Source organism: Rhodobacter sp. SGA-6-6 (assembly GCF_011043545.1).
Taxonomy (GTDB): domain Bacteria; phylum Pseudomonadota; class Alphaproteobacteria; order Rhodobacterales; family Rhodobacteraceae; genus Pseudogemmobacter.
This window is the reverse complement of record NZ_JAAKGP010000005.1, coordinates 176,394-198,884: the sequence shown is the minus strand read 5'-3', so window position 1 is coordinate 198,884 and position 22,491 is coordinate 176,394. Positions and strand designations below refer to the sequence as shown.

The 22,491-nt window shown below is 72.2% G+C and carries 32 protein-coding genes; 18 read left to right on the top strand and 14 right to left on the bottom strand.

Annotation, left to right across the window (positions count from 1 at the left end):
- Positions 1-969, top strand: coding sequence for a radical SAM protein (locus G5B31_RS11580; RefSeq protein ID WP_165017645.1), 969 nt, complete (start codon positions 1-3; stop codon positions 967-969).
- Here G5B31_RS11580 and G5B31_RS11575 read toward each other — a convergent pair.
- Genes G5B31_RS11575 through G5B31_RS11565 form a run of 3 tightly spaced genes read right to left on the bottom strand, consistent with a single transcriptional unit; the run spans position 947 to position 4,023 of the window.
- Complete coding sequence (locus tag G5B31_RS11575) at positions 947-1,945, bottom strand: hypothetical protein (RefSeq protein WP_165017642.1); 999 nt, start codon at positions 1,943-1,945, stop codon at positions 947-949. The two genes, G5B31_RS11580 and G5B31_RS11575, sit on opposite strands and share 23 nt — an antisense overlap.
- Before the next feature lie 54 nt (positions 1,946-1,999).
- A complete protein-coding gene (locus G5B31_RS11570) occupies positions 2,000-2,557 on the bottom strand; it encodes a UbiX family flavin prenyltransferase (RefSeq protein ID WP_165017639.1) in 558 nt (185 codons plus the stop codon).
- On the bottom strand, positions 2,554-4,023 hold the full coding sequence (locus tag G5B31_RS11565; protein ID WP_165017636.1) for a UbiD family decarboxylase: 1,470 nt from the start codon (positions 4,021-4,023) through the stop codon (positions 2,554-2,556). Before G5B31_RS11565 ends, G5B31_RS11570 begins: the two co-directional genes overlap by 4 nt.
- Positions 4,024-4,152: 129 nt before the next feature.
- On the opposite strand from G5B31_RS11565, the gene G5B31_RS11560 reads away from it, so the two are divergent.
- From G5B31_RS11560 to G5B31_RS11550, 3 genes are read left to right on the top strand one after another with little or no spacing between them, the layout of a single operon-like run.
- On the top strand, positions 4,153-4,680 hold the full coding sequence (locus G5B31_RS11560; protein ID WP_165017633.1) for an SCP2 domain-containing protein: 528 nt from the start codon (positions 4,153-4,155) through the stop codon (positions 4,678-4,680).
- Complete coding sequence (locus tag G5B31_RS11555; RefSeq protein ID WP_165018052.1) at positions 4,680-5,672, top strand: peptidase U32 family protein; 993 nt, start codon at positions 4,680-4,682, stop codon at positions 5,670-5,672. Before G5B31_RS11560 ends, G5B31_RS11555 begins: the two co-directional genes overlap by 1 nt.
- A 2-nt stretch (positions 5,673-5,674) precedes the next feature.
- Positions 5,675-6,562, top strand: coding sequence for a U32 family peptidase (locus G5B31_RS11550; protein ID WP_165018049.1), 888 nt, complete (start codon positions 5,675-5,677; stop codon positions 6,560-6,562).
- A 55-nt stretch (positions 6,563-6,617) separates the two neighbouring features.
- Here G5B31_RS11550 and G5B31_RS21195 read toward each other — a convergent pair whose 3' ends face one another.
- From G5B31_RS21195 to G5B31_RS11530, 4 genes are all read right to left on the bottom strand, one after another.
- On the bottom strand, positions 6,618-7,508 hold the full coding sequence (locus G5B31_RS21195) for a BON domain-containing protein (protein WP_240904379.1): 891 nt from the start codon (positions 7,506-7,508) through the stop codon (positions 6,618-6,620).
- Positions 7,509-7,607: 99 nt separating this feature from the next.
- Positions 7,608-7,850: a hypothetical protein gene (locus tag G5B31_RS11540; RefSeq protein WP_165017193.1), complete on the bottom strand. Its 243-nt coding sequence runs from the start codon at positions 7,848-7,850 to the stop codon at positions 7,608-7,610.
- 27 nt (positions 7,851-7,877) lie between these two features.
- The gene (locus tag G5B31_RS11535) at positions 7,878-8,645 is read right to left on the bottom strand and encodes a peptidoglycan-binding protein (RefSeq protein ID WP_165017630.1); all 768 of its coding nucleotides are present in this window, start codon (positions 8,643-8,645) and stop codon (positions 7,878-7,880) included.
- Between the two features lie 34 nt (positions 8,646-8,679).
- On the bottom strand, positions 8,680-8,913 hold the full coding sequence (locus tag G5B31_RS11530; protein WP_165017627.1) for a hypothetical protein: 234 nt from the start codon (positions 8,911-8,913) through the stop codon (positions 8,680-8,682).
- Positions 8,914-9,126: 213 nt separating this feature from the next.
- Here G5B31_RS11530 and G5B31_RS11525 point away from each other — a divergent pair, with 213 nt between their 5' ends.
- Positions 9,127-9,630, top strand: coding sequence for a hypothetical protein (locus G5B31_RS11525; protein ID WP_165017623.1), 504 nt, complete (start codon positions 9,127-9,129; stop codon positions 9,628-9,630).
- Positions 9,631-9,661: 31 nt separating this feature from the next.
- The gene (locus tag G5B31_RS11520) at positions 9,662-10,219 is read left to right on the top strand and encodes a hypothetical protein (RefSeq protein WP_165017620.1); all 558 of its coding nucleotides are present in this window, start codon (positions 9,662-9,664) and stop codon (positions 10,217-10,219) included.
- Between the two features lie 57 nt (positions 10,220-10,276).
- Here G5B31_RS11520 and G5B31_RS11515 read toward each other — a convergent pair whose 3' ends face one another.
- Together G5B31_RS11515 and G5B31_RS11510 are read right to left on the bottom strand one after the other, a co-directional pair.
- Positions 10,277-10,465 (bottom strand): DUF3008 family protein, encoded by a 189-nt coding sequence (locus tag G5B31_RS11515; RefSeq protein ID WP_165017617.1) that lies wholly within the window; start codon positions 10,463-10,465, stop codon positions 10,277-10,279.
- 23 nt (positions 10,466-10,488) lie between these two features.
- On the bottom strand, positions 10,489-11,031 hold the full coding sequence (locus G5B31_RS11510; protein ID WP_240904378.1) for an MgtC/SapB family protein: 543 nt from the start codon (positions 11,029-11,031) through the stop codon (positions 10,489-10,491).
- A gap of 329 nt (positions 11,032-11,360) precedes the next feature.
- Between G5B31_RS11510 and G5B31_RS11505 the strand changes: the two genes are divergently transcribed.
- The 10 genes from G5B31_RS11505 (at position 11,361) to G5B31_RS11460 (ending at position 16,611) form a co-directional block, all read left to right on the top strand.
- Positions 11,361-11,657: a PRC-barrel domain-containing protein gene (locus tag G5B31_RS11505; RefSeq protein ID WP_165017614.1), complete on the top strand. Its 297-nt coding sequence runs from the start codon at positions 11,361-11,363 to the stop codon at positions 11,655-11,657.
- Positions 11,658-11,847: 190 nt separating this feature from the next.
- Positions 11,848-11,985: a hypothetical protein gene (locus G5B31_RS11500; RefSeq protein WP_165017611.1), complete on the top strand. Its 138-nt coding sequence runs from the start codon at positions 11,848-11,850 to the stop codon at positions 11,983-11,985.
- 113 nt (positions 11,986-12,098) lie between these two features.
- Positions 12,099-12,830: a hypothetical protein gene (locus G5B31_RS11495; protein WP_165017607.1), complete on the top strand. Its 732-nt coding sequence runs from the start codon at positions 12,099-12,101 to the stop codon at positions 12,828-12,830.
- 66 nt (positions 12,831-12,896) lie between these two features.
- On the top strand, positions 12,897-13,403 hold the full coding sequence (locus tag G5B31_RS11490) for a ferritin-like domain-containing protein (RefSeq protein WP_165017605.1): 507 nt from the start codon (positions 12,897-12,899) through the stop codon (positions 13,401-13,403).
- Between the two features lie 26 nt (positions 13,404-13,429).
- Entirely contained in the window at positions 13,430-13,876 is a 447-nt protein-coding gene (locus G5B31_RS11485; RefSeq protein WP_165017602.1) for an NUDIX hydrolase, read from the top strand.
- A 15-nt stretch (positions 13,877-13,891) separates the two neighbouring features.
- Entirely contained in the window at positions 13,892-14,173 is a 282-nt protein-coding gene (locus tag G5B31_RS11480) for a hypothetical protein (protein ID WP_165017599.1), read from the top strand.
- 175 nt (positions 14,174-14,348) lie between these two features.
- Entirely contained in the window at positions 14,349-15,023 is a 675-nt protein-coding gene (locus G5B31_RS11475) for a histidine kinase (RefSeq protein ID WP_165017597.1), read from the top strand.
- 85 nt (positions 15,024-15,108) lie between these two features.
- On the top strand, positions 15,109-15,627 hold the full coding sequence (locus G5B31_RS11470) for a BON domain-containing protein (RefSeq protein ID WP_165017594.1): 519 nt from the start codon (positions 15,109-15,111) through the stop codon (positions 15,625-15,627).
- 139 nt (positions 15,628-15,766) lie between these two features.
- A complete protein-coding gene (locus G5B31_RS11465) occupies positions 15,767-15,994 on the top strand; it encodes a hypothetical protein (protein ID WP_165017592.1) in 228 nt (75 codons plus the stop codon).
- 98 nt (positions 15,995-16,092) lie between these two features.
- Positions 16,093-16,611: a sigma-70 family RNA polymerase sigma factor gene (locus G5B31_RS11460; RefSeq protein ID WP_165017590.1), complete on the top strand. Its 519-nt coding sequence runs from the start codon at positions 16,093-16,095 to the stop codon at positions 16,609-16,611.
- Here G5B31_RS11460 and G5B31_RS11455 read toward each other — a convergent pair whose 3' ends face one another.
- Positions 16,612-17,097 (bottom strand): hypothetical protein, encoded by a 486-nt coding sequence (locus G5B31_RS11455; protein WP_165017588.1) that lies wholly within the window; start codon positions 17,095-17,097, stop codon positions 16,612-16,614.
- 4 nt (positions 17,098-17,101) lie between these two features.
- On the bottom strand, positions 17,102-17,425 hold the full coding sequence (locus tag G5B31_RS11450) for a hypothetical protein (protein WP_165017585.1): 324 nt from the start codon (positions 17,423-17,425) through the stop codon (positions 17,102-17,104).
- A gap of 123 nt (positions 17,426-17,548) precedes the next feature.
- On the opposite strand from G5B31_RS11450, the gene G5B31_RS11445 reads away from it, so the two are divergent.
- Positions 17,549-18,229 (top strand): DUF421 domain-containing protein, encoded by a 681-nt coding sequence (locus tag G5B31_RS11445; RefSeq protein WP_165017582.1) that lies wholly within the window; start codon positions 17,549-17,551, stop codon positions 18,227-18,229.
- A 250-nt stretch (positions 18,230-18,479) separates the two neighbouring features.
- Here G5B31_RS11445 and G5B31_RS11440 read toward each other — a convergent pair whose 3' ends face one another.
- The gene (locus G5B31_RS11440; protein ID WP_165017579.1) at positions 18,480-18,977 is read right to left on the bottom strand and encodes a ferritin-like domain-containing protein; all 498 of its coding nucleotides are present in this window, start codon (positions 18,975-18,977) and stop codon (positions 18,480-18,482) included.
- Positions 18,978-19,084: 107 nt separating this feature from the next.
- Between G5B31_RS11440 and G5B31_RS11435 the strand changes: the two genes are divergently transcribed.
- Positions 19,085-20,041: a TIGR03885 family FMN-dependent LLM class oxidoreductase gene (locus tag G5B31_RS11435; RefSeq protein ID WP_165017576.1), complete on the top strand. Its 957-nt coding sequence runs from the start codon at positions 19,085-19,087 to the stop codon at positions 20,039-20,041.
- Here the strand turns inward: G5B31_RS11435 and treZ are convergent, their stop codons facing one another.
- Positions 20,042-21,880: a malto-oligosyltrehalose trehalohydrolase gene (gene treZ / locus G5B31_RS11430; protein WP_240904377.1), complete on the bottom strand. Its 1,839-nt coding sequence runs from the start codon at positions 21,878-21,880 to the stop codon at positions 20,042-20,044.
- The gene (locus tag G5B31_RS11425; protein ID WP_165017573.1) at positions 21,877-22,491 is read right to left on the bottom strand and encodes a cysteine hydrolase family protein; all 615 of its coding nucleotides are present in this window, start codon (positions 22,489-22,491) and stop codon (positions 21,877-21,879) included. The genes treZ and G5B31_RS11425 overlap by 4 nt, the downstream gene beginning before the upstream one ends.

The window sequence follows — 22,491 nt, the reverse complement described above, 5'->3', positions numbered from 1 at the left end:
ATGGATGCCCCTGCCCCCCGGACCTTCGACCTGATCGAGCATAGCAATGCCGATCACGCCCGCACGGTGCTGGTGGACTGGATGCTGGGCAACGGCTGCAGCTATGCCTGCAGCTACTGCCCCGCCGCGCTGCACGACGGCTCGCTGCGCTGGCAGCCGGCCGAGGCGGTGCTGGCCTTCTACGACCGGCTGCACCGGCATTACGTGCATCACCGCGGCCGCCGGGTCTGGCTGCAGTTCACCGGCGGCGAGCCGACGATGCATCCGCGGATCATCCCCCTGCTGGAGGCGGCGACCGAACGGGGCTTCTCGGTCAGCCTGATCTCCAACGCCTCGCGCACCCTGCGCTTCTGGCAGCGGATCGCGCCGCATCTGGACAGCGTGATCCTGACCTACCACAACGAATTCGCCGAGCTGGACCATTTCCGCGCGGTCGGGCGGCTGCTGGCCGAACGAATGCCGGTCCATATCAACGTCACCATGCGCCCCGACCATTTCGACCGCACCCTGGCCGAGGCGCGGGCGCTGCGCGAGGCGATGCCCTCGGCCTCGATCACGCTGAAGCCGCTGCGGGTGGATTTCGACGACGTGCTGTTCGACTACAGCCCCGGCCAGCTGGCGGCGATGGAGGCCGGCCTGCCCGCCACCGGCCCGGCGCAGGGGGCGATGCCGCGCGGCACGATGACGGCGGAAGCTGCGGGCGCGCCGCCGCAGCGGGTGCGGGCGAACGAATTCGTCATCCGCGGAGAGAACCGCTGGCAGGGCTATCTCTGCAACGCCGGGCTGGAATCGCTGCGGGTGAAGGGCGACGGCAGCATCACCCGCGCCGTCTGCTCGGTCGGGGGCGAGATCGGCCGGCTGGGCGGCGAGATCGCCCTGCCCGCCGCGCCGGTGACCTGCACCGCCGGAACCTGCGCCTGCGTCGCCGACATCCTGATCACCAAGGTCAGGCCCGCAGCCCGTCGATGAAGGCGGCGATGGCCGACCGCAGCGGCGGCGGCAGGTCGCCGGGGTCGAGCAACGGGACGGCGGTCTCTGCCGGCGCCGGACAGGGGGCGGGGTCGTCCAGCAGGTCGCCGTAGCGGCCGGCCACCGCGGCCTCCTCCGCCGCGACCAGCGGATGGGCGGAGGTCAGCACCAGCCGCCGCGCCCGGCCGAGGGCGGCGTCGAAATCCTCCAGCCAGTCCGGCGGGCTCAGCCGCAGCGCCTCCAGCAGCGCCTGCCGCAGCGCCTGCTGGCGGGCATAGCCGCCGCGGCCGGCCAGTTGCAGGTTCATCAGCCGCACCAGCGCGATCTGCCGGTCGTCGGGCCTGATGTTCACCCGGCGGGTGGCGAAATGCGGCGCCTCCTGCCCCAGCCCCAGCAGGTCGTCGATGAAGGCGGGGCCGATGTCCTGTCCCCCGTGCAGCGTCAGCCGCAGCGCCTCGCGGCCGAAGACTTCCGCCAGCCGCTCCAGCTGCCGCAGCGGCAGCACCGGCGCCCGGAAGGGCATGTCGTCCCGCGCCGCGACCCGGGCCAGATAGCCGTCGAAGCCGGCCGCCTCGCCATGTTTCACCAGTTCCGCCCAATGCGCCGGCCAGAGCATCGCCAGCGGGCGCAGCGCATAGGCGACCCGGACCTCGGCCCGCGGGAAGACCGCCCGCAGCGCGGCCAGCGCCCGGCCGTCCAGCATCGAGAAGTTCTCGCTGGACAGCACCACCGCCCGCCAGCCTGCCGCCTCTTCCGCCAGCGCGCGCAGCGCCGCGGCATCGCCGGTGCGGCAGGCCTCGGCCAGCCCGGCATGGCTGGCGCCCAGCCGTCCCGCCTGCGGGTAAAGGATGCCCAGCCGGGCCAGCCGCCCGGCGTTCCCCGCCAGCGCCTGCTGCAAGGCCGTGGTCCCGGTCTTGTGCGGGCCGGCATGCAAGACCAGCGTGGCCGGGCCGCGGCGGTCGGGCGTCTGGCGCATCGGCGCTTCCCCTGCTGCGATGCCGGCCATCCTAGCCCGGGACCCGGGCGGCGGCTACGCCCCCCAGGCCCGCGCCTGCGGCGGGCCGAGCCGCAGCAGGTCCACCGCCCGGGCGGCGATCTGGGCGGTGGCCTCGGCCAGCGAGGCCGGGCGCAGGTAGAAGGCCGGCACCGGCGGCAGCACCACAGCGCCCATCAGGGTCGCGGCGCGCATGTTGTCCAGATGCGCCAGCGTCAGCGGCGCCTCGCGCGCCAGCAGCACCAGCGGTCGCCGCTCCTTCAGCTGGACCGAGGCGGCGCGGGTCAGCAGATTGTCGTCCAGCCCGTGGGCGATGGCGGCCAGGCTGCGCATCGAGCAGGGCGCGACGATCATCCCCGCCACCGGGCAGGAGCCGGAGGCGATCGCCGCCCCCATGTCGCCGCGCGGATGGACGCGCGCGGCCATCGCCTCCAGCTCTCCTTGCGCCCCCGGCCCGACCTCCTCGGCCAGCGTCCGCTCGGCCATGGCCGACAGCACCAGATCGATCTCGGCCCCCGCCCGGGCCAGCGCCCGCGCACAATCCAGCGCCAGCGCCGCGCCCGAGGCGCCGGAGACCCCCAGCACCACCCTCATCGCCCGATCCCCGCCAGCAGCGCCTCGGCCCGGGCCTGATGCGTCGGGTCCAGGTGCATCTCGCGGCCCCAGTCGCGGGCGGTCTCGGTCCCGATCTTGGTGGTGGCGTCGATCCCCAGCTTGCCCGCCAGCCCCTCCAGCGGCGAGGCGAAGTCGAGGTAATCCATCGGCGTGCGGTCCAGCAGCATCACGTCGCGGGCGGGGTCCATCCGCGTCGCCAGCGCCCAGGCGATGTCGTCCCAGTTGCGGATGTCGATCTCGCCGTCCACCACGATGACCAGCTTGGTATAGGAGAACTGCGGCAGCATCCCCCAGAGCGCCATCATCACCCGCCGCGCCTGCCCGGGGTAGCGCTTGTCGATCTTCACCACCGCCATGCGGTAGGAACAGGCGGCGGGCGGCAGCCAGAGGTCCCGCACCTCGGGGATCTGCGCCCGGATCACCGGCAGGGCGAGGTCGTTGAACACCTCGCCGATGACGGAAGGTTCGTCCGGCGGGCGGCCGGTGACGGTGGTCAGGTAAAGCGGGTCGCGGCGGCAGGTGAGGACGGAGACGCGCAGCACCGGGAAGGGCTCCATCGCGTTGTAATAGCCGGTATGGTCGCCGAAGGGGCCTTCCGGCGCGGTCTCGCCGGGGTGGACCCAGCCCTCGATCACCGCCTCGGCCCGGGCGGGGACCATCAGCGGCACGGTTCGGGCCGGCACCAGTTCCGTCCGCGCGCCGCGCAGCACCCCGGAGAACCCCAGTTCCGACACGGTTTCCGGCAAGGGCAGCGCGGCGGCCAGCAGCGTCGCGGGATCGGCGCCGAGGGCGATGGCGACCGGCATCGGCTCGCCCGCCCGCGCCCAGGTCCGGTGATGCGCCGCGCCGCCGCGATGCGCCAGCCAGCGCAGGATCAGCCGGTCGGGCGCCAGCACCTGCGCCCGGTAGACGCCGAGGTTGTAATGCGCCAGATCGCCGGGGGCGGAGCCCTGCGGCCGGGTGATCACCACCGGCCAGGTGATCAGCGGCCCGGCATCCTCGGGCCAGGGCGTCTGCACCGGCAGCGCGTCGAGCCCCGGCAATTCGCTTTCCTGCACCGGGCCGTGCCGCAGCACCTTCGGCCGCGCCGACAGCGCCGCGCGCAGCATCGGCCAGCGCGCCAGCGCGTCGCGCATCCCCTCCACCGGGGCCGGGCTGCGCAGGGCGGCGAGGAAGGCGCCGAACTCCGGCACCTGCTCGGGCAGCAGGCCCAGGCCCGCCGCCACCCTTGCCGGCGTGCCGAAGAGGTTGGCCACCACCGGCATCGCCGGCCCGTCGTGGCCGGTGAAGCGCAGCGCCGGACCGCCGCGGCGCAGGGCGGCCAGCTGCACCGCCGTCATCTCGTGGCGCAGGCTGACGGGCGCGGCGATGGTGGCGATGTCCCCCTGCCCCTCCAGCCAGCCGAGAAAGGCGCGCAGGTCGGGGAACGGGGGCAGGCTGCGCATCGGCGGCTCCGGGGAGGATGGATGGGGGCAGGGATGGGTCGGATTGCCGCAGACCATAGGCACCGCTTTCGCAGCATGGATTGACATCGGTCAAACGGCGGGCGGAATTCGCGGCCTAGAACCGGGGCCATGACCGACCCACGCCCCCTGCCGCCGCTGCTGTCGCGGCTGCCGCCCCCGCCCTTCGCGCCCCGGATGCTGGGCCTTGCGCTGACCGCGCTCTTGCGCCGGATCGCGGCGCAGAAGCCCGCGATCCTGTCGCGGCTCGGCCCCTACCAGGCCGCCCGCTTCCTGATCGACGTGACCGACGGCCCGGTGCTGTTGCTGATGGAGCCGCAGGCGCGGCGGATCACCGCGCACCGCCGCGGCAAGGCCCCCGCCCACGACGCCGCGATCACCGGCCGGCTTTCGGCCTTCCTCGCCATGCTGCACGGGGTGGAGGACGGCGACGCACTGTTCTTCTCGGGCGCGCTGGAGATCGCCGGGGATACCTCGGCCGTGCTGGCGCTGCGCAATGCGCTGGACGATGCGGAACTGGACCTGACCGCGGAACTGGCGGCCCTTGCCGGGCGGTTCGGCGCCTGGCTGCGCAGCGCCTCGGCGCTGGCGGCGCGGCAGAGCGGCTATGCCCTGTCCCGGGAGGAGGCCCTGCCATGATGGAACTGGTCTGCCCGGCGGGAACCCCCGCCTCCTTGCGAGCGGCGGTTGATGCAGGCGCGCATGCGGTCTATTGCGGCTTCGCCGACGAGACCAACGCCCGCAACTTCCCCGGCCTGAACTTCAGCCGTCCGGAACTGGCCGAGGGCGTGGCCTACGCCCATGCCCGTGGCGCCAAGGTGCTGGTCGCCATCAACACCTTCCCGCGCGCCGGGGAGCAGGCGCTGTGGCACCGCGCGGTGGCCGATGCCCATGCGGCGGGGGCGGATGCGGTGATCCTGGCCGACCTCGGCCTGATCGCCCATGCAGCGCAGGCGCATCCCGGCCTGCGGCTGCATCTCTCGGTCCAGGCCGCCGCCGCCAACCCCGATGCGATCAACTTCTATGCTCAGACCTTCGGCATCCGCCGCGTGGTGCTGCCCCGGGTGCTGTCGGTCGAGGAGATCGCCGCCATCACCCGCGAGATCGACATCGAGACCGAGGTCTTCGTCTTCGGCGGCCTCTGCGTCATGGCCGAGGGGCGGTGTTCGCTGTCCTCCTATGCCACCGGCCTGTCGCCCAACATGAACGGCGTCTGCTCGCCCGCCAGCCATGTCGCCTATGCCGAGGTGGCGGGCCAGCAGGAGGCGCGGCTCGGCGGCTTCCTGATCCACCGCACGCCGAAAGGCGCGCCCGCGCCCTATCCGACTTTGTGCAAGGGCTGCTTCACCTCGGACGACGGCAGGGGCAACCGCCAGACCGGCCACATCTTCGAGGACCCGGCCTCGCTGGACGCCACGCAACTGATCCCGGCCTTGCAGAAGGCCGGGGTGCGGGCGCTGAAGATCGAGGGGCGGCAGCGCAGCCGCGCCTATGTCGCGCAGGTGGTGCGGGCCTTCCGCGCCGCGGTGGAGGCCGCCGACCGCGGCGAGCCGATGCCCGAGGGGCTGCTGGCGAAGCTGACCGAAGGCCAGGCCGCCACCACCGGCGCCTATGCCAAGACCTGGAGATGAGCATGGACCTGACCATCGGCCCGATCGCCTTCTTCTGGACCGCCGCGCAGGTGGCGGAGTTCTACCGTTCGCTGGCGAAGACCCCCGTGGCAAGGGTGGTGATCGGCGAATGGGTCTGCTCCAAGCGGCTGCCGTTCTGGCAGCCGGAAATCCCCGGCGCGGTGGATTGCCTGAAGGCGGCGGGCAAGGAGGTGGCGCTGTCCACCCTGGCCCTGATCACCCTGAAGCGCGAACGCCGCCAGACCGAGGACCTGTTCGCCGCCGGCCTGCCGGTGGAGATCGCCGACCTGTCCGCGCTGCGCCACCTGCCGGAAGGCGCGCCGTTCTGGGTCGGCCCCACCGTCAACGTCTACAACGAGGGCACGCTGGACTGGCTGGCCGCCCGCGGCGCCACCCGCATCTGCCTGCCGCCGGAACTGCCGCTGGCCTCGGTCGCCCGGCTGGCCGAGGCCGGGAAGGCCGCGGGCGTGGCGGTGGAGGTCTGGGGCCATGGCCGCGCGCCGCTGGCGATCTCGGGCCGGTGCTACCATGCCCGGCTGCACGACCGCGCCAAGGACAGCTGCCAGTTCGTCTGCGGCGAGGACCCGGACGGCCGCCCGGTGGAGACGCTGGACGGCCGCAGCTTCCTGGTGGTGAACGGGGTGCAGACGCTCGGCCATGCCCATACCACCGCTTCGGGCCAGGTCGCGGTACTGGCGGCGGCGGGGGTCTCGGCGCTGCGGCTGTCGCCGCAGACCGGGGATTTCGCCGAATTGGTGGGGCTTTATGACGAGTTTCTCACCCATCCCCGCCCGGCGGCCGAGGCCCATGCGGCGCTGCGCCGGCTGCTGCCGGAGGCGGAGCTGGCGCAGGGCTTCCTCGACGGCCGCGCCGGCGTGGCCGGCGCCTGAACATGAAAGAAGCGGGCCGCGAACGGCCCGCTTCCTTCCCGCGCACGGAAAAGGGTCAGATGTCCTTCGACCGGGCCTTGCCCATGCCCTGCCCGCTGGCCGAGGTGCCGGACTGATCGTTGCCCGAACCGGACGAGCCGGACTTGTCGCGCACCCGCAGGTTGTTCTGCACGTGCTTCACGCCCGAGCAATTCTCGACGCAATCCTCGGCGGCGCGCTTGGCCTGGCGCGAGTCGACCTGGCCCTCCAGCGTAACCTCGCCGTCCGAGACCGTGACGGAGATGTCCGAGGCGTCCAGCATGTCGTCATCGCTGAGCCGGTCGTTCACATCCTCGCGGATGCGGTCATCGGACCGGGTATAGCCCTTCGGCCCCTTGCCGCGGTGGGACTCGCCCGACTGACCATAGGCGCCCGACTGGCCGTAGGCGCCGGAATAGCCGGCGGTGCCGCCGAAGCCCTGCCCCATGTCGCCCGACGACCAGCGCTGGCCGCCGCCGCGCTGATAGGGGCCCTGGCCGGAGGGATAGCCGGAATAGCCGCCCTCGTAGCCGCCGCCATAGCCGCCGCCCTGCCGCTCGTTGCGGCCCCATTCGGACCGGCCGGACTGGCTGCCGAACTGGCCCTGCCCGCGGCCCCAGTCGCCCTGGCCGCCGCCCTGGCCGCCGCGTTCCCGGCCGCGATAGTCGCCGCCGTAGCCGCCGCGCTCGTAGCTGCGTTCCAGGTCGCCGTAATTGCCCGGGTCCCATTCGCGCCGGCCCTCGCCGGCCGCGCGGTCCCGGCCCCAGTCGCGGCCTTCGGCTTCGCGGCCGTAGTCTTCGCGGCGGCCATAGCCCTGGTCCTCGTCGCGGAACCGGCTGCCTTCGTTGCGCTGCCGGTCGTCGCGATCGTCGCGCCAGTCGTAGCGTTGACGGTCGTCAGGGGTCTGGTCGTAGCGTCCGTTTGCCATCTCATGGTCTCCTCTGCTGACACATCCGGGCGGAAGGCCGGCCGGATCGGGCAGTGAACCGGAGAGCCGCCGGTTTGTTCCGCTCCGAAAGGCGGCCCGTCAGGCCGCCTGCCGGATGCGTTCGGCGATCGGCCAGGTCCAGCCGATCTGGCGCGAGCGGTTGGGCCGCAGCCAGACCCAGTTCAGCAGGCCGGCCGGGATGCCGAGGACCAAGCCCACCACCCCCGCCCAGACGAAGGTGGCAAGCCCGACGTAGCCCATCGCCAATCCGGCGGTCAGCGCGGCGCCCGCCACGCAGGCGACCCAGAGGTGAACCAGAAAAATCCGAAGCCAGGGCAACATGATGCACTCCTTTCCTCAGGTGATGTCTCAACTCGCGCCGGTCTGGCGGCGCAACTCGCGCAGCTGGTCGGCGGTGATGTAGCCGCTGGCCCGCAGCCCCTCGTCGCGCTGCCAGGCGGCGATGGCGCGGCGGGTGTTGCTGCCGAAGACGCCGTCGGCGCCGCGGGTGTTGTAGCCCAGCAGGGTCAAACGCCGCTGGATCTCGCGCCGCTCGGCGCTGGTCAGGCCCAGCAGGCGCTCCTCCAGCCGGTCGTCCGCCCCCGCATCGTCGCCGATGTCGGGGCGGGTGCCGGCCTGTTCGCCGATCAGCCGCACCTGCCGGGCGGTCACGTAGCCGGTGGCCTCGGCCCGGTTGGCGGCCTGCCAGCGGCGGATCGCGTCGCGGGTGTTGCGGCCCCAGAGCCCGTCCGCGCCGCCGGTGTTGTAACCGAGCGCGGTCAGCTGGCGCTGGATCAGCCGACGCTGGTCGCGGCTGAGCCCCAGCCGCGCCTCCACCGCCGCGGCGCTGCTGGTGCCGGGCTCCGGGTCGTCGGGCACCGTCACCGTGCCGCCCAGCCGGGCGATGGCGCGCTCGGCCTGCACCCGGTAGGCGCCGTCGGGGAATTTCTGCAGATAGGCCCTCCAGGACCGCAGGGTGTTGGCCCGGCGGGCCTCTTCATAGGCGGCGCGGTCCAGTTCCTGGGTGAACAACCCCTGGGCCACGCCCGAGATGATGTCGCCCAGGTCCTGGGCCGGCACCGGCGCCCCGAGGGCGAGGCCCGAGCCGATCATCAATGCAAGAGATGTCTTCCTCATGGCTTTCTCCTTTCGGAAGCTGTCGGCAGCCGGATCAGGGCCGCTTCGCGGGAATGACCGTCCGCGCCGTCTCATCCCCGGCCCCGCGGGGCTTGTCGGGGTCGGGCATCGGGTCGCCGACATCGGGAATATGCGGAACATCCGGCCCCGGGCGGCCCGGCATCGGGTCCTGCGGGGGGGAGTCCGGCGGGTCCTGCGGCACGTCGGGCGCCGCGGGCGGCTCCGGCGTCACCGGCAGGTCGGGTTTGGGATCGTCGCCATTCTGCATGGCATTTCCTCCATAGGGCTGCCGTTCAGGGGCAATGGCAGGCCAACCCCCCGCCGCCGGGCGCGTTCCCCCCGGGGCCCGCGCCCGGCAGATTTCCGCCGGGGCAAGCCGCCCTGCCCCGGCGCTGTCCCTCCGCGGCGCCGGGAACAATCCCGCCGCGCGCCGGTTCGCAGGACCGAGCCGAATTCGAGGCCAAATTCGAGGAGAGACATCATGCCCACCCTCCGCCCGCTGCCGCTTCTGGCTGTGCTGCTTGCCGCCGTCCCGGCCGCCGCCCCGGCGCAGGAAGCCGATCCGACGCCGGTCCCCGCCCAGCCCGCGGCACCCGCCGCGACCGCCGATTGCGAGGCCGAGTTCGGCCGGCTGGACGCCGACGGCGACGGTTTCCTGACCCTGACCGAGGCCCCGCGCGACCATGCGAGGGCCGCCATCGACAACATCACGGTCGCCGAACAGGGCATCGCCCGCGACAACTGGCTGACGCTGTGCAGTTCTCCGCACTGGCAGTCGAACCAGCCCGAGGAGGGCGCGCCGTTCGAGGGCGCCAACAGCTTCACCGAAGAGCAGGCGCGCGACCGTGCCGCGGCCTGGCAGATCACCGGCATCGGCAGCCTGGCGCTGGACGACAAAGGCATCTGGCGCGGCACCGGCACGCTGGACGGCACCGCGGTGGACTTCGCCATCGACTACCGGGGCAACGTGGTCATCACGCCCTGACGCCCTCAACCCCCTGAACAAGGAGACCGACATGCCCGTCGTCACCCGACTTTACGCCAATTACGAAGATGCCGCCGCCGCCGTCGACCGGATCGACGCCTTGGCCATTCCGCGCGTCGAGGCCTCGATCATCGGCGGCGAATCGCTGCGCGACTACCGCGACATGCGGGTCGAGACCGACCCGGTGACCGGCGAGCCGGTGCAGGTCGCCGAACCGGCGCCCGCCACCGCCACCGGCACCGCGATGGGGGCCGCCCTGGGCGGCGGCGCCGGCCTGCTGGCGGGCCTCGGCCTGATCGCCATCCCGGGCCTCGGCCCGCTGGTGGCGGCGGGCTGGCTGGTGCCCGCGCTGGCCGGGGTGACCGGCGGGGCGCTGGCCGGCGGCACCATCGGCGCGCTGGTGGACCTCGGCATCCCGGAGGAGGAAGCGCCGCTCTATTCGGAAACCTTCCGCCGCGGCGGCATCGCGGTCAGCGTGCGCTTCCCCGAAGAGCAGCGCGCCACGGTCGAGAATGCCTTGGCTGCGACCTCCGCCTATGTCCTGCCCGACCTGCGCCGCCGCTACGAGGCCGAGGGCTGGCGCGGCTGAGCGCTGCGCCAGGATCGCGAAACAGGCGGCCGGCCCCGCGGGGCCGGCCGTCTTTCTTCATGTGTCGCCCTTCTTCTCCGGCAGCTTCTTGCGCGGGGTCGAGGCCAGATCCTCCAGCTCCTTCTCCGACATGCTGTCGAGCATTCCGCGTGAGGCGCCCTTCAACTCCTTCTTCGGCGTCTCGCCGCGCTTGGCGGACAGGGCCGCGCCGGCGGCCTTTTGCTGGGCTTTCGATTTCGCAGGCATGGCAGGTCTCCTTTCCTCGGGGTTCAACGGTCGTTTCGGGGGGCCTCGCCGGGCCGGTCCTCCTCTGCCGCGACCTCTGCCGCGATCCGCCGCGACACCCGGCGCAGCAGCCAGAGCACGGTCACCGTCAGCACCGTCGCCATGATCGCCAGCGGCAGGAGGCCGCTGCCGCAGGCCAGCCCGATCGCCCCGGCCATCCACATCCCCGCCCCGGTGGTCAGCCCGGTGATCCGGCCGCCCGAGGTGATGATCGACCCGGCGGCCAGGAAGGCCACCCCGGCGGTCACCGCCTCGATCAGGCGCAGCGGGTCGGTGGTGGGCGGATCGCCGGCGCCGATGCCATGGGCCATGATCTCGGCCGCGATCAGGGTGAAGAGGCAGGCGGCCAGCGCGACGATGATATGGGTGCGCAGCCCGGCGGAGCTGGCGTGCAGCTCGCGCTCGAAGCCGATGGCGGCGCCGAGCAGCGCCGCGCCCCCCAGCCGCAAGAGCGCCACCTCGGCGCTGACGGCGGAGAAGGGATCGCGGAATTCGGCGGCGAGAAGGGAAAACATGGTGTCGAACATGCGGACTCCGGCTGAGGGACGGGCTGGGGGACGGGACGATCCCCGCCAGCGGCACAATGCGCGGGCGCACGGCAAGGTTCCCGGGGTGGCGGCGGAGGCGCGGCCCGGCGGGCACCCGCCGATCCTCCGCCGCTGCGCGGAACCCCCGGCGCGCCCGGGGGTTTCCAGCGTGAAGATGCCGCCGGCATGTCAACCGGGCGCAACGGTATGGAGAACACGGCGGTTTTCCCGGTTTCCCGCCCTGGCCGACGCATCGGCAGACGAGCTTCTGTCCCGTTTGCGCGGCGGCATTTTCACCCGCCTATCCCGGTCCCCCAGAGGAGAACATCATGGATCACAGCAAACACACCCCGCTGACCCGGCAGGAGCTGAACGAAGCCGTGCTTGCCAACGCGCCGGTCTACGGCGCCGACGACCGCAAGATCGGCACCATCTCACATGTCCACGGCTCGGGCGCGACGACCGATGTCGTGGTGGATGTCGGCGGTTTCCTCGGCATCGGCTCGAAGCCGGTGCTGCTGAGCGTCGACCAGTTGAACCTGATGCGCGACGAGAACGGCAATGTCCACGGCGTCACCGCCTGGACCAAGGAGCAGCTGAAGGAGATGCCGGCGCATCACCACTGATGCGGGCGCAGCTTCAGGACGGGCGGGCGGTCCCCTCGGGGGCCGCCCTTTCGCATCCGGCGGGGTTCCGCCGCTTTGCCCCGCCCGCCGCATCCGGGCATTTTTCGCCGGAACATCCCCCCGGGCCGGCGGTTCATTCCGGGCACGCCGCAATGGAGCGGCTGCCTGCTCTCCCAAGGAGGAAAGACCCATGGCCAACCAGCAAAACAACAACCCGAAGGACCGCAACCAGACCCAGGGCGGCCGGGACAATCCCGCGCAGCAGGGCGGTCAGGGGCAGGACCGCAACCGCCAGCCCCAGCAGGAGAACGACCGCAACAAGCAGTAGCAGCAGGAAAACGACCGCAACCGGCAGCAGCCGGGCCAGCAGGACCGCAACCGCGATCCGCAGCGCGGCTGATCCCGCCGCCATCCGAAGACACGGCAATCAAGGAGGACGTGATGCCGAGATATTCCGACATGCCCGAGCGCGACGAGCGCGGCCGCTTCGTCAGCGATGACGACCGCGGCGGCGGACGGTCCTACGGCGGCGGACGCGGCGGCTATGACGACCGCAGCGGACGCGAGCGCGACGACCGCGGCCGTTTCATGAGCGACGATGACCGCGGCGGCAGCCGTTCCTATGGCGGCGGGCGCGGCGGCTCGGACGACCGCAGCGGGCGCGAGCGTGACGACCGCGGCCGCTTCATGAGCGACGACGACCGCGGCGGACGCTCCGGCGGCGGGCGGGGCGGTTACGACGACCGCAGCGGGCGCGAGCGCGACGACCGCGGGCGTTTTACCAGCGACGACGACCGCCGCGGCGGCAGCCGGGCTTCGTCGCGCTATGACGACGACGACCGCCGCTATTCCTCGCGCCGGGACGACGACGATCGCGACCGCGGCCAGGGCGGCTGGTTCGGCGACTCGCGCGGCCATGCCGAAGCGGCCCGGCTGGGATGGGAGCATCGCCGTTACGACGACGACGACCGCCACTCCTCCCGCGGCTACGACGACGACCGCGGCCGGCGCGGCAGCAGCAGCAGCCGTTACGACGACGACCGCAGCGGCGGTTCCTCGCGCGGGCAGGGCTGGTTCGGCGACCGTGAAGGCCATGCCGAAGCGGCGCGCCGCGGCTGGGACAGCCGCCGCGACGATGACGACGACCGCTCCTACGGGCGCGGCCGGCGCTGAGGCGGAACCGGAAAGAGGGGCTGCGGCCCCTCTTTCCTTCCCCGGCGCAGGGGAAAGGACAGCATGATGGACATCATCCGCAAGCATTATCTCGACTGGCTCCGCGACGCCCATGCGATGGAGGAACAGGCGCTCAGCATGATGCGCGCCATGGAAGGCCGGCTGGAGGACTATCCCGCCCTGCGCGCCCGCATAGGCGAACACATCCTCGAAACCGAGCGGCAGGCCCGCGAGTTGCGCCACCTGCTGGAGGCGACGGACGGCGGCCCCTCGCTGCTGAAGGACACGCTCGGCAAGGTCACCGGCGCCAGCCAGGCGATGAGCGGGCTCTTCGCCGCCGACGAGGTGGTGAAGGGCGCGATGGCCGGCTACACCTTCGAGCAGATGGAGATCGCCGCCTACCGGGTGCTGATCTCTGCCGCCACGCTTCTGGGCGACCGACGCGCCATCGCGGCCTTCGAGCGCAACCTCGCCGAAGAGCTTTCGATGGCAGAATGGCTGCGCGAGCATCTCGACGAGACCACCCGGCAGTTCCTCGCCCGCGCGCAGGAAGCCGCCCCGATGGGGGGCTGACCGGACCGATGGGCGCGAAGGCGAGGATGATCCGCAGGGCGCTGCACAGCGGGCAGCCCGCACTCCAGGTCGCCGCCCTGCCCTGGCGGCAGCAGCGCGGACGGACCGAGGTGCTGCTGGTGACCAGCCGCCGCACCCGCCGCCTGATCATCCCCAAGGGCTGGCCGATGGCGGGCTGCGCCCCGGACCGCGCCGCCGAGATCGAGGCGATGGAGGAAGCCGGCGTCTACGGCACCACCGGGCCGGTTCCCCTGGGCAGCTACCGCTACGACAAGCTGCTGGAAACTCCGCCCGGCTCCGCCGGCCCGCCGGTCGCCGTGCCGGTGCAGGTCACCGTCTTTCCGCTGCGGGTGGGGCTTCTGCTTCCCCAGTGGAAGGAGGCGGCGGAACGCGAGCGACTGTGGATCGGCGCGGGCGAGGCCCGCTCCGTCATCGGCGACCCCGGCCTTGCCGCCTTGGTCGCCCGACTGTGAAGGAGGACCCAAGACATGGCCCAACCCCCGACCACCCCGCGCGAGGAAGACATCGCCGCCCGGCCGCGGACCGCCGCAACGGAAATCCCGCCCGATCCGGCGGCGCCCGTCCGCGGCACCGAGGACAAGATCGCCCCCGGACCGCCGCCTCCGCCGGCCGGCGAAGCGATGCCGCAGCCCGGAGAGCCCCCCGTGCTGCCTCCGGTGTCGCCGCCGGTATCGCCCGTCCTGCTGGGCGTCGTGGTGCTGGTCCTGCTGGTGGCGGCGATCTTCCTGGGCTTCGCGGTCTCGGGCTAGCAAGACTCCGCCCATGACTGCGGGGCTTCCGCCTTCCGCTGTTGCGAAGAGCCCCCGCCGGGGCCATATCCGCCATGCTTTCCCGACCGCGCCCTTCCGCATGGCCGGTCACCTCACTGTCCCCGCCCGCGCTCCGGCGCCCTGACATGCCGCGGACCGCGGCCATGGAGGACCGATGAACCGGCCGGCACCTGATCCGCTGAACCGCCTTGCGATCGAACCCTCGTCCAAGGGCCTGCCCGCTCCGCCGGGCGAAAGCCAGTCCGGCGATGCCGCTCCCCGCCCCGGCGAGGGGCTGCGCATCCTGGTGCTGGAGGGCGACCTCCTGCTGGCCGGCCAGCTGGCGCGGGAGATCCGCCGCTCGGGCGACATGGTGATCGGCCCGTTCTCCTCGGTCGGGGCGGCGCTGCGGATCGAGGACCGGGCGGATGCGGCGATCCTGGACATCGAGGTCGGTCAGGAACTGTCCTTCCCGCTGGCCGACAGGTTCCAGGCCCGGCAGCGGCCGTTCCTGTTCCACACCGGCCTGCCGGCCAGCGCGCTGCCGGTCCGGCTGAAGCACGCCAGCCTGCACCGCAAGCCCAGCCCCACCGCCGATCTGCTGGCCGACCTGCACGGCCAGGCCCGGCCGGCCGTTCCCCTGCCCGGCCCCTGCGATCTGATCCCGCAGCTGCGGGTGCTGGCGTGCCAGCTGGTCCACGACAGCGCCGCCGCCGACCGGCTGATTGAGGCGGTGCTGGTCGAGGCGATCCGCGAGGTCGAGGATTGCCCGCCCCATGGCCTGTCCGACTGGCTGCTGGCCCGGCTGGAATACGAATTCTGCCGCAACGGCCGCGGCTACATGATCTGACCCACGGCCGCCTCCTGCGCCGGAACATTCCTTCCCCTGCCCGGTTCCTCCTGCCTTGGACCATGACAGACAGCAGGAGCAGGACATGGCGCAGTCACGTTTCGGGCCGCGGCGCGAAAGGTTCGGTTACCCCGAGGATCTCGATCTCCGGTTGCCCGCCCAGCGGATGCGGGGGCTGGACAGCGGGCAGGACAGGGCGCCGGGCCGGGCGCATGACGACTACACCCCCCGGCAGGACGAGGGCCATGCCTACGGTTTCGTGCGGCACCAGCGCCATTACGACGATCAGGACTGGTATGGCCGCCGCGGCGGCGGCGCCGATCCCGGCCTGCCGCCGCGGGGTCCCGCCGACGGCGGCTTCCGCGGGCTCGGCCCCCGCGGCTACCGGCGCAGCGACGACCGCATCCGCGAGGATGTCTGCGACCGGCTGACCGATGCCGACACCATCGACGCCCGCGGCATCCTCGTCACCGTCTCGGAGGGTCTGGTCACCCTGCACGGCCATGTCGGGTCGCAGCGGATGAAGCAGGCGGCCGAGCGTTGCGCCCGGGACTCGGCGGGCGTCGCCGATGTGCAGAACCACCTGCATGTCCGCGGCAGCTGAGACCCGCACCCGCCGCCCGCAGCCGGCGCGGCGGGGGACGCAAAGACTGTTTCCGCAATGTGGTCCGGGCGGGCTGGTCTATCCCGCCCGGACCGATCTATACTGTCCCGACGGACCTTTGCCGATTTGGAAGGGCGCAATGTTCAGCAACGAAAAGTCCCCTGCCGCAATCGGGGAGGACGACACGGCAGACGATGCCGAAACCCAGGCCCTGCGGGCCTGCGCCCGCCAGCTGCTCGATGCCGTGGCGGCCGAGCCGGTTCCCGAACGGTTGCGCAGCCTCGCCCTTGCCCTGGAACAGGCGCTGGAGCGCCAGCGCATCGCGGCCTCCGCCGGCCGGACCCCGGAGACGGGCGAGGCCGACTGAGCCCCGGCCCATCCAAGAAAATTTCAACCCTGGCGGGAACCGATCGCCGGGTTGCGGGTTTCGCCTTGGATGCTATCGGCAAAAAGGGGGAGCGGCGGATGTCCCGGCAGGGGGTGGGCGGGAACACCACGGATGAAATCCTCGAACTGATCCCCTCCCTGCGCCTTCTGGCGCGGAGCTTCATGCACGAGTCCGACGCCGCCGACGACTTGGTGCAGGACACCCTGGTCAAGGCCCTGGCCGGGATTTCCGGCTTCACCCCCGGCACCGACCTGCGGGCCTGGCTTTTCACCATCATGCGCAACAGCCTGCGGTCCGACCTGCGCCGCATCCGCCGGGCACAGGCCGGGGAGCCGGATGCGGAGACGGTCTGCCAGCCGGCCCACGACCTCGGCATCTGCCGCGCCCAGCTGCTCGCCGCCATCCGCCGCCTGCCGGACCCCTACCGCGAGGCGCTGGTGGTGGTGTTCCTGATGGAGAAGAGCCATGACGAGGCGGCGCGGCTGTGCGGCTGCCCGGTCGGCACGATCAAGAGCCGGGTCAGCCGGGCGCGCGCGATGATCATGGCCGATCTCGGCGCAACCTCGGTGGCCGAGATGATCCCGCTGGCCGGCTGATCACAGCGGCGGCGACTGCTCGGCCGGAGCCTCGCGCGCCATCCAGGCCCCGGCTCCCAGCCCCAGACAGGCGAAGCCCGCCGCCACCGCCGCCGGCGGCAGCACCAGATGCCAGCCGGGCGACAGCGCCCGCGGCAGGATGCCGTAGTCGATCAGCCCCGCCAGCGCCGCGGTGGCCAGCCCCGCCGCCATCAGCGGCAGGGGGCGGGTCATCCGCCAGCGCCACAGCGCCAGCGCCATCACCGCGGCCCAGAACAGGCTGGCCGCGACATGGGTGGCCAGCCCGACCGTGGTCGGCCCCGCCCGCAGGCCGGGCCGCGCCGCATCCTCGGCGCCGAACAGCCAGTGGCTGGTGGCGTTCAGAGGCGCGAGGAACGATCCGTTCTCCGCCGCCGACATCAGCCCCAGCCCCGCCCCGGCCAGGACCGCAGCGGCCAGGCCGGACAGGGCGACGGTGCGCAGGTGGGTCCTGATCTCCGGCAGCATCGGCCTATTCCGCCGGCGCTTCGGGCGTGTCCGGCGCCGGGACGGTTTCCTGCTGCACCGGGTCGCGCGGCGGGGCGGCGCCGGTGTCGCCGGGCTCGCCGACCTGCATCTCGGGCTCGATGGTCTCGGCGGGGATGGTGGATTGCGCCGGTTCCTCGACGGTGCCCGCATCGGTGCCGGCGGGCGGCGGCGGATCGGAATTCGCCGCCTCCTCCATCAGCCAGTAGACGATCACCGCCAGCGCGAACAGCGTGACGGCCGCGATGCCCAGAAGCGGCGCCCAATGCCGCCGCCGCTGCTTCTCCAGATTGGTTTGTGGCGCAGACATGCCGGCCTCCCTTCCTTGTGGTTCCCAAGGGAACGCACGGGAGGCCGCTGTTGTTCCCACCGGCCCCGCGGAACGTCCGGCGCCCTGCGGCGTTGAGCCATGCCCCGACACCGCAGGACCGCCATGGACCAGATCACCGCCTTCGACTGGCAGCGCATGTTGATCGGCGAGGAGCCGCCGCTGTTCCTGCTGGAGATCGTCTTCCGCATTCTGGTGATCTGGCCCTGGACCATGCTGCTTCTGCGCTGGATCGGCGGGCGCAGCATCTCGCAGCTGTCGCTGGTGGAGTTCCTGCTGGTGATCGCGCTCGGCTCGGCCGTCGGGGATTCGCTCTTCATCCCCGAGGTGCCGCTCCTGCACGCCATGCTGGCGATCCTGGTGGTGGTCTTCCTCGACAAGATCGTCGACATGGCGATCCGCCGCTATCGGCTGGCCAAGCGGCTGATCGACGGCCACCCGGTCGAGGTGGTGCGCGACGGCACCATCCAGACCGGCGGGCTGAGCCAGCTGAAGATGGGCAGCCTGGAGCTGATGGAGCTGCTGCGGCTGCGGGGGGTGGAAAACCTCGGCTCGATCCGGCGGGCCTATCTGGAGCCCTCGGGCCAGGTCTCGGTCTTCTGCGCCGACCCGCCGCAGCCGGGCCTGCCGATCGTGCCGCCGGTGGAGTTCCGCGCTCAGCGGGGCGAGGAGGGCGAGACCGGCTGCTGCAGCAACTGCGGCCATACCGGAGAACTGACCGGCCCCTGCGGCAACTGCGGCTTCCACCAGCGGCTGCCGGCGGAACCGGCACCGCGGTGGAGGTGAGGGGAGCAGGCGACGCTTGGTCGGGCGGGACAAGGCGAGGCATTGCCTCGCCCCGCCCGTGCGCGGCGGTTGCACCCGGAGACGGTGGCAGCACATAACCCGGGAGGCCAGCGCCCGACCCGGCGGGCGAGAAGCGCCCGCCGAGGGCGGGGCGGGCGCTGGCCGGGACTTATGGTCCCGGCCGGGATAAGGGGAAGCGTTGCACTGTGGCGAAGGCGATGGCCTTCGCCAGTCAGGGGCGGGTTCCGCCCTACCCCGCCATCTCGGCCGCCGCGTTCACCGCGGTCTGCGCCAGCTGGGTCAGCTGCTCGTCGGTCTGGCTTTCCTCCTCCAGCGTCTGCTCCAGCAGGCTGACGGCCTCCTTCAGCCCCAGCTGGTTCGCCCAGGTCCGCAGCGTGCCGTAGCGGGTGATCTCGTAATGCTCCACCGCCTGCGCCGCCGCCAGAAGGCCCGCATCCAGCGCCGGGGCGCCCTTGTATTCCTCAAGGATTTCCGAGCCTTCCTCGATGATGCCGTCGATCGCCGGGCAGGTCTTGCCGCGGGGGGTCTTGCCGATGATCTCGAACACCCGGTTCAGGCGCTCGACATGGCCTTCGGTCTGCTCGCGGTGCAGCTGGAAGGCTTCCTTCAGCTTCGGGTCCTGCGCCCCCCGCGCCATCTTGGGCAGGGCGGAGAGGATCTTGCGCTCGGCATAGTAGATGTCGCGCAGCGTGTCGTGGAACAGGGTGTCCAGGGTTTTCTCGGCCATGACGTCCTCCTTTGACTTGGCCTTCCCGCAACCGCGCCGCGGGCCGATTGTTCCCCGGAACAACCCCTGCCGCCGCGGGTTGGGACCGGAACGCCAGGGAGAATGCCTTGCCACGGATCGGCTATCACGCCTCGCACGAACAGTTTTCGCCCGGGGACCTGCTGGGTCTCGTCCGCCTGGCCGAGGAAGCCGGGTTCGCGGAGGCGAAGTCCTCCGACCATTTCCACCCCTGGAGCGCGCGGCAGGGCCAGTCCGGCTTCGCCTGGAGCTGGCTCGGCGCCGCGATGCAGGCGACCGCCCTGCCCTTCGGCCTGATCACCGCCCCCGGCTGGCGCTATCACCCCGCCCTGGTGGCGCAGGGCGCAGCGACGCTGGCCGAGATGTTCCCCGGCCGGTTCTGGCTGGCGCTCGGCAGCGGCGAGGCGATCAACGAGGCGATCCTGGGGGAATACTGGCCCGACAAGCCCGAACGCAACGCCCGCCTGCGCGAATGCGCCGCCGTCATCCGCGCGCTGTTCGATGGCGAGACCGTCACCCACCGCGGCCGGGTGACGGTGGTGGAGGCGCGGCTCTACACCCTTCCCGCCGATCCGGTGCCGCTTTACGGCGCCGCCGTCAGCCCCGAGACGGCGCGGGAGGTGGCCGGATGGGCCGACGGGCTGCTGACCACCGGCGGCCGGCCCGAGGATGTCTCCCGGGTGGTGGAGGCGTTCCGCGATGGCGGCGGCGAAGGCAAGCCGGTCCATATCCAGCACTCGCTGTCCTGGGCCGCGGAGGAATCCGAGGCGCTGGCGCTGGCGATGGACCAGTGGGCGCCGGTGGTGGCGGGGGGCGAGGCGAACTGGGACCTGCGCCGCCCGGCCGATTTCGACCGCATCGGCGGGCTGGTCTCCGAACCGGCGATGCGGGCCTGCGTCGCGATCTCGGCCGATCCCGGCTGGCACCGCGACCGCATCGCCGCGCTCTGCGCGCTTGGCGACGTGGTGCACCTGCATTGCGTCGGCCGCAACCAGCGGGCCTTCATCGAGACCTTCGGGGAAAAGGTGCTGCCGGCCTTGGGCTGATCAGCTCTCCAGCATCCAGAGCACGGTCCAGGGCGCCATCCGGCCGCCCTCCACCGCACCGCTCAGCCACAGCCGGCGGCCGGGGCAATCCCCCGCGCCGTCCTGCGGCCGGTCGTTCATGTTCAGCCGCAGGTGCAAAAGCGCGCCGTCGCCCATCCGCCAGCTGACAGCGACCGCATCCTTTCCCAGCCGCCGGTAGGAGCCGGCGAACCCCCCCATCCCCGCCAGCCGCGGCACGATCTCGTGCCGCCGCAGGTCGAGGAGCGCGCGGTAGAGCCGCAGCGCCGCCTGCCCCTCGGCCCGCACCACTTCGCGCCAGTCCAGTTTCGCCGACAGGAAGGTCTCGCGCCGGGTGGGATCGGGGGTTTCCTCCTCGTCGGGCTTGCCGGCTTCGTGCGGTTCGGGGGTCTTGCGCAACTCCTCCCGCCGGCCCTTCAGGGTCTGCTCCCGCATCTCCTCGGGCATGGCCGAGAAGAAGGGGAACGGGGTGGAGGCTCGGAAGTCCTCGCCCATGAAGATCAGCGGAATCTGCGGCGACAGCAGGCAGACCGCTGCGAAGGCCTCCACCGCCGCGGGCGGGGCGAGGGTGTGGATGCGGTCGCCGCGCACCCGGTTGCCGATCTGGTCGTGGTTCTGCACATAGGCCACGAAGGCCGTCGGCGGCAGCCCCTCGGACGGCTCGCCCCGCCGCCCGCCCTCGTGCGGCTTGACCTCGCCCTGATAGGCGAAGCCCTCGGCCAGCGCGCGGCCCAGCTTCTCGAAGGCCGGGGTCCCCTTGTCGTAATCGGCGTAGTAGCCGCCGGTCTCGCCGGTCGCCGCGGCGTGGAGGACATGGTGCAGGTCGTCGTTCCATTGCGCGGTGCAATGCACCGGGCGCAGCAGCGCGTCGCGGCGGATCCACCGCTCGCGGTTCTCGGAATTCTCGGCGATCAGGTGGACATGCCGCAGCGGATCGGCCGCGCGCAGCCGCGCCGCCAGCAGTTCCAGGATATGGGTGTTGCTGTCGTCGGCATAGACATGGGTGGCATCGAAGCGCAGCCCGTCCAGATTGAACTCGGTCAGCCAGTAAAGCGCGTTCTCCACCACGAATTCCCGCACCACCGCCGAGCCGCGGCCGTCGAAGTTGATCGCCTGGCCCCAGGGGCTGCGGTGGCGCGCGGTGAAGATCGGCGCCAGCTGCGGCAGGATGTTCCCGACCGGGCCGAAATGGTTGTAGACCACATCGAGGAAGACCATGATCCCGCGGCCATGGGCGGCGTCGACGAAAGCCTTCAGCGCCTCGGGCCGGCCGTAGGCGGCAAAGGGCGCGAACCACAGCGCGCCGTCGTAGCCCCAGTTGAAGTCGCCGTAGCATTGCGCCAGCGGCATCAGCTGCACCGCGGTGACGCCGAGCGCGGCAAGGTGGTCCAGCCGCTTCGCCGCCGCCGACCAGCTGCCCTCCTGCGTGAAGGCGCCGGGGTGGATTTCGTAGATCACCGCCTCTTCCCAGGGCCGGCCGCGCCAGTCACGGTGGCGCCAGCGGTAGGCGGCGGGGTCGATCACCTCGCTCGGCCCCTCCAGCCCCTCGGGCTGGAAGCGCGAGGCGGGATCGGCGAAGGGCTTCTTGCCGCGCGGCAACAGGAAGGCATAGCGCGCACCGGCCCCCACGCCTTCGACATCGGTCCAATGCCAGCCCTCGTCGTCGCGCTCCATCGTCAGCGGCACCTGCGCCTCGACCTGCAGCCGGACCCGGCGGCATTTCGGCGCCCAGAGGCGGAAGCGGGTGCCGCCGTCGTGGACCTCGGCGCCGAAGCGCATCCGGTGGCGGCGGGCCTGCGGCGAGGGCGGAGCCGGAATCATGCCCGCCCCCAGGCCGCCAGCACCTCTTCGGTCTCGGCGGTCTCGATCTGGACCGAGAAGCGGTGCAGGTAGACCTCCATCAGGTCGTCGTGGGTGCGGTCGGAGGAACTGCACAGCGCATCGGTCACCATGACCAGCCGGAACCCCCGGTCGATGGCGCCAAGCGCGGTGGCCAGCACGCAGACATCGGTCTCGCCGCCGGTGACGATCAGGGTGTCGGTGCCCATCTCGCGCAGCGCGGCATCCAGCGCCGGGTCCAGCCAGGGGGAATAGACCTTCTTGTCCACCACCCGCGCCGGCGGCGCGAAGCGGTCCAGCGCTGGCACCAGCCCGACCATCCCGCCGCCCTTGGCCTTCAGCGTCATCTCCTCCCACTTGCGCCAGTAGAGCCGCCAGCTGCCGCCGGCTTCCCCGGGCGTGGCCGGAGGGATGAAGCGGGTGAAGACGGTGCGGTCCGGCCGATGGGCGCAGACCGCCTCGACCGCGGGCAGGATGCGGGCCAGCCAGGGCACCTCCCAGGGCGAGCCCTCGGCGAAGAGGCGCTGCATGTCGACGCAGAGATGCACGGCATCCGGCCTCAGCGGGCCGTGGATCAATCCGGGCTTGGCCAT